This is a genomic window from Peribacillus sp., assembly GCF_059453735.1.
The window spans coordinates 1-9,855 of sequence record NZ_JAZVJO010000309.1; the positions used below are offsets into that span (position 1 = coordinate 1).

Consider the following 9,855-nt stretch of genomic DNA (forward strand, 5'->3'; position numbering starts at 1 on the left):
CTTGCGATTGAAAGGGCTATCCTAGAACAAATTCAGCAGGATACAAGAGATTTAAAAAGCGGATACTATGTCAATAAAGAACTATAAAATAACAGTAAGCCTATTAAAAGCCATGATCGCAGGAAAACATCCATGAAATATGTTCAAAATACAAAAAAGGTTCGGAATGAAACCATTCCGAACCCCTTTTGTCTACAACTATTTATTATTTAGTTACAAAATTTTCGGTATAATAGGGTCGTTTGTCTGAACTGAAGTCGACACCGACGCCTAATTCTCTGAAGTCCTTCTGCAGGATGTTTTCCCGGTGGCCAAGTGAGTTCATTAGGCCCTCATGAGCAAAGATACTACTGAGCTGTCCAGTAGCTAGGTTTTCCCCAGCTGTGCTAAAACGGATGTTGTCAGCTTTCATTCGGTCAAATGGAGACTCACCGCGGAGGTTAGTATGGTTAAAGTAATTATTCTTAGCCATATCAGCACTGTGCTTTCGAGCAGTGTCCTTAACGGCTTCATTCCATGTTAGGAAGTTAAGGCCATGGGTGACTCGAGCAGCATTGGTCAAATCAAATAGTTGATATTCAAATCCTTCTTTAAGTTCAACATTCGGTTCAGGATAGAATGTCTTTTTTTGCTTTTCAAGATCGGCAGATATGATTTGAATCGCAGTAACGCGATCGTTTTCATGTTTATCGTAAAAAATAGTAATATAGTTGTCATCGAGTTTGAAGAGGGTAGACTCCTGCGTGTCTTGCATCTGGTAAGTAACGATACCTTTTCGCATAGACGTAAGTGGTTCACCAAGAAGCTTAAGTGCTTTATCTTTAGAACTGTTCAGGGTGATCCCTGATTTAGAAGTAATTAAGTCCTGATTAGTATACAGCCCAGCTACCTTCCCTGCATTGTTGTAAGCGGCCATAAAGAAATTTTGATAATCAGTATGATAAGCGTGCCATTTCACACCATATTCGTTGATAGACGATCGTTTAGCCTTCCCAACCTGTTTATTAACTTTTTCCTTAGAATCACCAATTTCGATGTTATAAACAGAGAATGATTGCGTAGTCGGTGAGGTTAGATCAGGTTTTTCCACTGACTTTGACTCGGACTTTGATTCAGGGGCTATTTTTTGATCCAATTTATCAATCAACGTAGACAGTCCAGTTTGTAATCGTTCAAAAGTAGAGATGACAGTAGGATTTTCTTTGATAGCTATTATATCAGTCTTAGCATCTATATAGGCAGCTTGATAATTGCCGTTCTTTAAATGGTCGCCGTACAAATTCCAGACACCAGCTAGAATAAGGCATACAATGATTAATTTTATCAAACGTTCCAACTATTCTCCTCCTAACTTTATATAGAAACGTGTATAGTTATATCCATTTATGAAGTTGTATCAAACTATTTTATCTTTTTTTAATAAATAAATGAAACATTGGGGCTCTAGTAAATTAAGTAAAAAAAGAGGGTGACACTAGAACGTTGGTCGTTCGGTGTCATCCTCTTTTAAAATCAGCTGATTTTGAAGCTGAAGAGTTTATGCCATTTTTTCTGTTGTTTAGTCAAGGTAATGCCCATTTTATTCAGGAGAGTTTCACAGAACCTTCCGTTGTCACTGATGACTAACTTACCGGAAGGATCGGCTATTTCTGTTTCCATACTGCCATGATTCACTGGCATTCCATTGAAGAAGGTAATTGGCCACTTTTTAATGAGGACAGCACTACGTGTTTTATTATTATATTCATACAAAAGAATATCTTGATCTATTGTAATAAAGTTTCCAGCTTTTTGTTCGTCTTGATAGTATCCTTCGGAAATAAATTTGGCACTTGGATGGAGCTCCTTCAGCATTCTTATCCCGTTTTTACTAATCCCCATGTTATCCCGCTTAAGTAAGAAAGGTGTGACTTGAATGTTTTTAATATCATAATCATGCAAACGTTCAGCAGTTAGCAAGTATTTAAAATCATGTGTTACAGTTGTTTGTATTGTATATTCTGGATGCGCAAATTTCATTTCCAGCGCATCAAGAAATTCTTTTGAATCCTCATTTTTATTAATACTTTCATAGTTTAAGTGCCCGCAATTTGTAAGGAATGATAAATTCCAATTGTCTTTATTGTTGATATCTGTATCAAAACGGTAGTCCAGCAGTTCGTCAAGACTGTATCTAAAATATTCGTTCAGCCCTAGAAAAGCAAAATACCGACTTGTTAGGATTAGCAGGCCATAGACTTTAGTTTCGTTCTTCACAAATTCCGCTTCAATTGCTTTTAATATTACCTCATCAGAATGAAGGCAGTTTTTTTCAGCTTCAAGCAATAGGGGTTCAAACTGACTGATCAACGATTTTTGTGAAAAAGTCGGCTTGCTTCCAATCCAGTTATACATGATATCCTCCCAGAAATTACTTTATTTTGCTAATTCATTTGTTTATTATAAAGAGTGTTACAGAAATAAGATAGTGTATTTTTTTCCTTTTTACAATTTTTTATTTTAGTAAAGGGTATAACCACAAAATAATAAGTTTTTCGTCAATCTTCGTCATTGTTCCTTCCTTAAATCACCTATGTGTCGTAAAGTATTTTCCACACTTACTCTCTATAATTGTCTTTAAACCTTTGAAAAAGCAATACGCATAGGGTCTAGTAATTTCATAAGATTTTCTTAGTATCTTCTATAAGAATATAATTACCTTTGCCTGTATTATATAAGAGGAAATAAAATATGACAGGACTTTATAATTATTTTCATTTATTTGATTTGCTTTTTGGGTAATTTCCTGTTATTCTAAAGAAGAATTATTTTTGTTCAGTACTACGATTACAAAAAGTTTTTACTTTTCGTCTCGATATGTAACTTAGAGCAAGAATAGTAATACATTGTGTGTAAAACGCACTAGGAGGCAACAAAAATGGAACAAGGTAAAGTAAAATGGTTTAACGCAGAAAAAGGATTCGGCTTCATCGAACGCGAAAACGGAGACGATGTATTCGTACATTTCTCAGCTATCCAAAGCGAAGGCTTCAAGTCTTTAGATGAAGGTCAAGAAGTTACTTTTGAAGTAGAACAAGGTCAACGTGGACCCCAAGCTTCTAACGTTCAAAAAGCATAATATTGATCCAACATATAGAACAGGCTCTATTTATAGAGCCTGTTTTTTTGTGTTTAAAAACTGTTGCTGCATTTCTTTCTTGAAGTATGATCAAGAATAGGAGAATAGTTGTAAATATGATCGGAAAAGTCGGAATATTTCATTTCTTTATTGACATCCATAATGTATACGTGTAAGTTTAGAGAGAATTTAATAGTAATCTTATCAAGAGAGGCGGAGGGACTGACCCTGTGAAGCCTCGGCAACCGGCCAGTGTACGGTGCCAAATTCAGAAGGACCTTGGTGTCCTGAAGATGAGATGTGGTGGTACGTGATATTTATTTGTACTTTGCCCTTCTCATTGAGGAGGGCTTTTTGTTGTTTTCTGTACGATGAATACGAGTTTAAAGGGAGGAAAGATTATGACACAATTGAAATTTGCCTATTGGGTACCAAACGTAAGCGGAGGGTTAGTCATTTCCAAGCTGCCGCAAAGAACAGATTGGAGTTTTGAAGCGAATAAGCGCTATGCACAAATAGCAGAGCAAAATGGTTTTGAATATGCATTATTACAAACACGTTTTATTGCAAGTTACGGCGCTGAAAATCAACTTGAAGCAATTACCCTAGCGTCGGCTTTGGCAAGTGTCACTGAAAAATTGCACCTTATCTCGGCTGTACATCCAGGATTATGGCATCCAGCGGTATATGCGAAGATGCTGGCAACCCTTGATCATATTAGCAATGGACGGGCAGCGGTTAATATCGTCAGCGGGTGGTTTAAAAAGGAATTTACAGGTTATGGTGAGCACTGGCTTGATCATGATGAACGATACCGCCGTTCTGAAGAGTTTATCGATGTTCTTCGTTCACTCTGGAAAGAAGAAGAAACCACATATAAAGGCGACTTTTACCGAATCAATCAAGCTCCTTTTAAACCAAAACCTCAGGAGAGAGACGGCATTCCTATTTTTCAAGGAGGGAATTCAGAAGCAGCAAGAGCGATGGCTGCAAGAGTATCGGATTTTTACTTTATGAACGGCAATACACTTGAAGGCTTTAAAAAGCAAATAGATGATGTGAAAACAAAAGCAGCAAAAGAGGGACGAGAGGTTAAGTTTGCTGCAAATGGCTTTGTAATCGTGCGAGATACGGAAGAAGAGGCAATCGAATTGCTGCGAGACATTATAAGTCATGGAGATTCAAAGGCCGTTGAAGGCTTTAAAAACAGCGTGAAGGATGCAGGGCAGTCAACCAAGGATAAGGACGGCATGTGGGCGGAGTCAACGCTCGAAGATCTGGTGCAATATAACGATGGATTTAAAACAGGGTTAATTGGTACAGCTGAGCAAGTAGCGGATCGTATTATTGAACTTAAGAAACTAGGTATAGATTTACTATTAACTGGTTATTTTCATTATGAGGAAGATTTAGAACGTTTCGGCCAAGAGGTCATCCCCTTAGTCCGTCAAAAAGAAGGAGCATTAACGGTATCACTTGTTTAAACCATCTCTACATCCATATCCTATTTTTGGGATATGGATTAGCTGAACTCCTATTGAGTGGATGAATGCTGTAATCGTCGTTTTAATAAATGAGAAAGGAAAATATGAAGATACCCGCTATTGTTTTTATTCTAGTCATACTTACAATGATAGGCATACATAAGTTTGATCTAGGAATAGAGGGATTGGCTTTATTTATTTCCGATGCTTTATACTATGTACTCGGAGCCATCCTTTTGGATCTTTCATCCGATTTCCTTAGCCATGGAAGCTGGTGTCGGTTCAGGAAGTATGATGGGTGCTGCGACTGGTGCACTAGTTGTTGTATTCCCAAAAGATGTGAAAAAATGCCTTATTCGCCGGTGTAGCTAATATTATGGCCATCATCATTGTGACGTATGTATTTTTTTCGACTCTGCGATAAACTTGAAACAGTTTTTGCTGAACTTACCTTTAAACTAACAGGAATATTCCATTAATAGTTACGAAAGAAATTTGCTGTTAAGAAGAAAGATAGAAAAGGGATAAACCAACTCGTCATCCTGTACATGATTTCAACTAACGTGTATACTTTACTCAATTAACGCAGAGAATAATTGGGGTGAAGAGTTGGGACATTTATATGGAAAAACGTTTAATTGTGAAAAAGAATTGACCTTGTCGATCATTGGAGGCAAGTGGAAAATGCTTATCCTTTGGCATTTGGGAAGAGAAGGCACCAAGCGCTTTGGAGAATTAAAAAAAATGATACCTGGTATTACTCAGCGGATGCTTGCCAGCCAATTGCGCGAACTAGAAGATGATTTAATCCTTCATCGGGAGGTTTATCCTGTTGTCCCTCCAAAGGTTGAATATTCATTAACTGAGCGCGGTGAAACGTTAATGCCTATTTTGGAAGCGATGTACAATTGGGGTAAAGAGTATATGGACACTACTTCCGTTGACAAAGTGGTGGAAATATTAGAAAGTCATTAGATATTGTTTTTGCTTAGTATACTTTTCCGCACTATATGCGGAAAAAGTGCGTACTTCTCATCATTGGTATATTGATTTAGAATGAAATGACAACATGAAAGATAAAATCCATAAGAGGAGTGAATAGATTGGAATTACAATTAGCAATAGATCTTGTAAATACAGAAGAAGCAATTAAAATCGTGGAAGAGGTTGCTGAATTTATTGATATCGTAGAAATTGGAACACCAGTCATTATTAATGAGGGGCTAAGAGCGGTTAAAGAAATGAAAACTGCTTTTCCTTCATTAAAAGTACTTGCTGATTTAAAAGTGATGGATGCAGGCGGGTATGAGGTAATGAAAGCATCAGAAGCAGGAGCTGATATTGTTACAATATTAGGGGCTACGGATGATGCAACTATTACTGGAGCTGTGGAAGAAGCAAAAAAACATGGCAGTAAGATTTTAATTGATATGATAAATGTAAAAGACATCGCACAACGTGCACAAGAAATTGATGCACTTGGAGTCGATTATATTTGTGTTCATACCGGTTATGACCTTCAAGCAGCAGGTGAAAATTCATTTGAACAGCTTCGCACCATTAAAAAAGTTGTAAAACACGCTAAAACAGCTGTAGCAGGTGGAATTAAACTTGATACCTTGGCTGAAGTACTTGCTGCTGAGCCAGATTTAGTGATTGTAGGCGGCGGTATTACGGGTGTGGATGATAAAAAAGCGGTAGCTGCTCAAATGCAGCAAATGGTGAAGCAGGCTTCCGTTAAAGCATGAACACAGTTGATTATACCAAAGTAATTGTAAATGAACTTGAGCAGACTTTGGCTAAGGTTTCTGCTGATGAGTTAGATCAACTTGTCAACGCTGTCCTTAGTGCTGAAAAAGTCTTTGTAGCTGGTGCTGGACGCTCGGGGTTCATGGCGAAATCCTTTGCAATGCGCTTAATGCATATGGGTGTACAAGCCTATGTTGTAGGAGAAACAATTACACCTGGAATCGGAAAAGCTGATCTTCTGATTGCAGGCTCTGGTTCAGGCACGACAAAAAGCTTAATCGCGATGGCTGAAAAAGCTAAAAGCCTTGAAGCTATCTGTGCAGCAATCACCATTAATCCTGAATCACTATTAGCAAACATATGTGATGTTATTGTTCAGATTCCTGCCAAGCCAAAAGACAGTGAAAGTAATCAGTATCAATCTATCCAGCCAATGGGATCTTTGTTTGAACAAAGCCTTTTGCTGATATATGATGCAGTCATCTTAGCGGTCATGGATAAAAAGGAACTCAATGGACAAACCATGTATGGGCAGCATGCGAACTTGGAATGAAAAATCAAAAATTCCCTCTGTATTTTTATACAGGGGGTTTTTTGTCGTTAAAACGTGTGTATAGGACAAACCTGGATGTGGAGAACATGTAAACAAGGAGGCGATAACTAAATGGAAACCATTGAAATTTTGTCCTTGATGATCAGCTTTGGGATGTTTGTGATCGCTATACTCCAGTTTCATGACGATGATAAAAAATTCTAATTCATTAAAAGAGTGAAGCGGGAGAGGAATATGACCCGCTTTTTTTATAGTTGTTCGTACGACTATATACAAATCTATCAGATTCCCATATAGTTACAATAGGGAAAAGAAATAGATACATAGGGGGGATTTTAGATTAATCATTTCTTATTTAATATTCCAGGTAATAATAGCTGGAAGAGATACCTGCTGTCTTCAGTTATTATAATTGCTTCTATATTTGCAGGTAGTTTTCTTTATTTAATTTTAGGTTTTCTTTATTCGACAATGAGTGGAAGCGATGCCCATCTCGATCTGGATACAGGTGAAATAGTGGGGATGGACCCTACCATTGACTTGTTATTCTTAAATTTACTTTATGTCTTTTGGTTTTTAGGCATCTGGTTTTCTATTAGGGTTGTTCATAAACGTAAACTTAGAACACTTGTTACCGGAGCCGCACGAATTCAGTGGAAACAAATCTTTAGCGGATTCGGGCTTTTCTTTGCGCTTTTATTGATGCTGCAATTCATTTATTTCTTAATATTTCCTGAGCATTATATTTGGAACGAATTTGATGGTTCTAAATTTCTTTTCCTTTTTATCGTCGTTTTACTTTTAACACCGATTCAAACCACTGTCGAAGAATTAATCTTTAGAGGCTTCTTATTACAATGGATTGCAAAACTGAGCAGAAACCCAGTTATACTGTCAATCATCATGGCAATCATATTTGGTTCATTACATTTTGCTAATCCGGAAATGGAGCGTTCCGCAGTTTGGGTAGGACTGGATTATGTTTTTGTTGGCTTTATGCTGACCTTTATTGCTGTCAAAGTAGGTAGTTCGGAGCTATCGATAGGGGCACATGCAGCGAATAATATGTTCCTTTTTTGGTTCTTAGCTGATGCTGATTCGGTTGGAGGTTCTGTTCCTGCACTATTTACGGTTGCCGGGAATAACCCTGCTGTCTCATTTTTTATGGACGTCGTTTTATTTATCGTATTTTATTTAGTAGTCACAAAAAAATTTAAACCTTCAGCTAAAGAATTTGTATGAAAAAATGACCATCCTCTCATTTCGAGTGGATGGTCATTTTCTATAATTATATCTTTTTCTTCATCCATAGTGGATAAATTAGTAATCCGAAGACAAATAATCCGATTCCTAGTAAGAATGTAGTCATATTAGCCGTACCAGTTTTAATGACCCAAATCGAATAGAATAGAGCAATTACGGTAATGACACCGTCGATTTTCCTTGCTCTTTTCGTTAAGTCATAGGTGTCACCCGTGATAACGAGTTTAAGCTGGTATACAGCAGAAACTAGGTAGGGAATTAAGTACGCTAATGTCGCAATTGTCATTGAAAACTTATACGCTTGAGTTACAGTTGCCGAGATAGTAGAGAATAAAAACAGTTGAGTCATAATGTTCGTTAAGGTCATAGAACGAATGGGTGTGCCATTTTTGTTAGTTTTAGCGAAAAAGGCTGGAAATAAATTTACCTTTGCCGCTTGATAGGGTACTTCAGAGCTGACAACGATCCAACCGATTGCTGAGCCAAGTAAAGAGATAATCGCTAAACCAGACATCAGGTAACTGCCGCCGCTGCCAATCACCTGCTCTAAAGCATCTGCAAGTGGTTTTTGTGAACCGCGTAACTCTTCTTGAGATAAAGCTCCCATTGTTAAGAGGGTAATACCCATATAGATGATTAGAGATACAATCAGACCAATAATTGTTGCCTTTTTAACATCGTTTTGTGATTTAGCGCGGTTTGATAGCATAACAGCTGCTTCAATACCAATAAATGCCCAGAGCGTTGAGATTGCCGCTGAATTAATTTGACCCCCTAGTGACAAAGGATTGCCAGAAGGATCGATATATTCATTGCTTCCGCCTAGGTTAGACGCATCAAAGATAAATAGTGCTGCAATAATAAAGAAGGCAAATCCTAACACTTTTGTTATCGTTGCTACTAAATTGAGCTTACCAGCACTGTTAAAGCTTCTGGATAAAATTAATTGAATACCCCATAGTGCTGCAGAACAAATGATGAAGGTAAGTCCTTTACCGACTTCCACTGAGTAGTTTCCAATAGCAAACCAAATTTTATTGCTTTGCATAACTGGGAAAAAGGTTGTTAGGTACCCGGCAAATGAAATGATTACTGAAGCAGTAGCAGCCCAGTTTGCTGCCCAATATCCCCAAGCCATACTATATCCCGCAATCCGTCCGGTTTTTGGTGAAGAAAACATATCCTGTGCATAGCTTTGAGGTCCTGCTTTCAGTTCGGGCTTGCGTACTGCTAAATTCCCGAAGACTAAAGCGATAAATAATACCCCTATTCCAGTTACTGCCCAAGCAAGTGTTGAACCAAGTGGACTTGAATCAACGGCTAAAGTTGCTGGAAGGATGAAGATCCCGCTGCCGACCATATTTCCTATTACGAATGTGGTTAGAATCCACAATCCCCATTTTTTATCCATCTTAATCTACCTTTCTAGTGAATCATTTTTTTGATAGTCCTATGTGTTTTTACTTATAAGAAGCAGTGGAATCCTGCAAATGTATTAGTTAAAAATAATGTAGTCATATGATATATAGCCTGTGAAAAATTTAAATAACTACCTTAATACTTTGTCAGTATAATACAATATTTTAGTCTGGTAAAGTGGTAAATAACTAAAACATCAAAGTAAAATAAATAAAAATCATCGCAATAGTTAGAAAATTGAGTTCCAACACAGGTTTTCTGATAGCCTA

General features: G+C 37.5%; 11 protein-coding genes and 1 riboswitch. Of the genes, 8 read left to right on the top strand and 3 right to left on the bottom strand.

All coding sequences use genetic code 11. The features are described 5' to 3' along the window. Positions 1–205: 205 nt before the first annotated feature. Entirely contained in the window at positions 206–1,336 is a 1,131-nt protein-coding gene (locus AC52RT_RS09865; protein ID WP_495540584.1) for a CAP domain-containing protein, read from the bottom strand. 176 nt (positions 1,337–1,512) lie between these two features. Beyond that, complete coding sequence (locus tag AC52RT_RS09870; RefSeq protein ID WP_495540585.1) at positions 1,513–2,394, bottom strand: hypothetical protein; 882 nt, start codon at positions 2,392–2,394, stop codon at positions 1,513–1,515. Between the two features lie 523 nt (positions 2,395–2,917). Between AC52RT_RS09870 and AC52RT_RS09875 the strand changes: the two genes are divergently transcribed. The 8 genes from AC52RT_RS09875 to AC52RT_RS09910 all read left to right on the top strand — a co-directional run bounded on the left by AC52RT_RS09875 (position 2,918) and on the right by AC52RT_RS09910 (position 8,146). Beyond that, complete coding sequence (locus tag AC52RT_RS09875) at positions 2,918–3,118, top strand: cold-shock protein (protein WP_034304915.1); 201 nt, start codon at positions 2,918–2,920, stop codon at positions 3,116–3,118. A gap of 198 nt (positions 3,119–3,316) precedes the next feature. After that, positions 3,317–3,418, top strand: a riboswitch (SAM riboswitch). A gap of 101 nt (positions 3,419–3,519) precedes the next feature. Continuing rightward, positions 3,520–4,602: a dimethylsulfone monooxygenase SfnG gene (sfnG, locus tag AC52RT_RS09880; protein ID WP_495540586.1), complete on the top strand. Its 1,083-nt coding sequence runs from the start codon at positions 3,520–3,522 to the stop codon at positions 4,600–4,602. Between the two features lie 216 nt (positions 4,603–4,818). Beyond that, positions 4,819–4,974: a DUF3100 domain-containing protein gene (locus tag AC52RT_RS09885; RefSeq protein WP_495540587.1), complete on the top strand. Its 156-nt coding sequence runs from the start codon at positions 4,819–4,821 to the stop codon at positions 4,972–4,974. 237 nt (positions 4,975–5,211) lie between these two features. Next, positions 5,212–5,577, top strand: a complete 366-nt coding sequence (hxlR, locus tag AC52RT_RS09890; protein WP_201648071.1) for a transcriptional activator HxlR — start codon at positions 5,212–5,214, stop codon at positions 5,575–5,577. Positions 5,578–5,705: 128 nt separating this feature from the next. Then, positions 5,706–6,350 (top strand): 3-hexulose-6-phosphate synthase, encoded by a 645-nt coding sequence (gene hxlA / locus AC52RT_RS09895; protein ID WP_495540588.1) that lies wholly within the window; start codon positions 5,706–5,708, stop codon positions 6,348–6,350. Next, positions 6,347–6,904 (top strand): 6-phospho-3-hexuloisomerase, encoded by a 558-nt coding sequence (gene hxlB / locus AC52RT_RS09900; RefSeq protein WP_495540589.1) that lies wholly within the window; start codon positions 6,347–6,349, stop codon positions 6,902–6,904. The genes hxlA and hxlB overlap by 4 nt, the downstream gene beginning before the upstream one ends. A 111-nt stretch (positions 6,905–7,015) precedes the next feature. Further along, positions 7,016–7,108, top strand: a complete 93-nt coding sequence (locus AC52RT_RS09905) for a putative holin-like toxin (protein WP_235782502.1) — start codon at positions 7,016–7,018, stop codon at positions 7,106–7,108. Between the two features lie 267 nt (positions 7,109–7,375). Further along, complete coding sequence (locus AC52RT_RS09910) at positions 7,376–8,146, top strand: CPBP family intramembrane glutamic endopeptidase (protein ID WP_495540590.1); 771 nt, start codon at positions 7,376–7,378, stop codon at positions 8,144–8,146. Between the two features lie 46 nt (positions 8,147–8,192). Here AC52RT_RS09910 and AC52RT_RS09915 read toward each other — a convergent pair whose 3' ends face one another. Further along, complete coding sequence (locus AC52RT_RS09915) at positions 8,193–9,578, bottom strand: amino acid permease (protein WP_495540591.1); 1,386 nt, start codon at positions 9,576–9,578, stop codon at positions 8,193–8,195. Positions 9,579–9,855 lie beyond the last annotated feature (277 nt).

Excerpts from the sequence above, each read along its gene's own strand:
- AC52RT_RS09870 (WP_495540585.1), bottom strand. The coding sequence starts at position 2,394 with ATGTATAACTGGATTGGAAGCAAGCCGACTTTTTCACAAAAATCGTTG.
- AC52RT_RS09875 (WP_034304915.1), top strand. The coding sequence starts at position 2,918 with ATGGAACAAGGTAAAGTAAAATGGTTTAACGCAGAAAAAGGATTCGGC.
- sfnG (WP_495540586.1), top strand. The coding sequence starts at position 3,520 with ATGACACAATTGAAATTTGCCTATTGGGTACCAAACGTAAGCGGAGGG.
- AC52RT_RS09885 (WP_495540587.1), top strand. The coding sequence starts at position 4,819 with ATGTACTCGGAGCCATCCTTTTGGATCTTTCATCCGATTTCCTTAGCC.
- hxlB (WP_495540589.1), top strand. The coding sequence starts at position 6,347 with ATGAACACAGTTGATTATACCAAAGTAATTGTAAATGAACTTGAGCAG.
- AC52RT_RS09905 (WP_235782502.1), top strand. The coding sequence starts at position 7,016 with ATGGAAACCATTGAAATTTTGTCCTTGATGATCAGCTTTGGGATGTTT.
- AC52RT_RS09910 (WP_495540590.1), top strand. The coding sequence starts at position 7,376 with ATGAGTGGAAGCGATGCCCATCTCGATCTGGATACAGGTGAAATAGTG.
- AC52RT_RS09915 (WP_495540591.1), bottom strand. The coding sequence starts at position 9,578 with ATGGATAAAAAATGGGGATTGTGGATTCTAACCACATTCGTAATAGGA.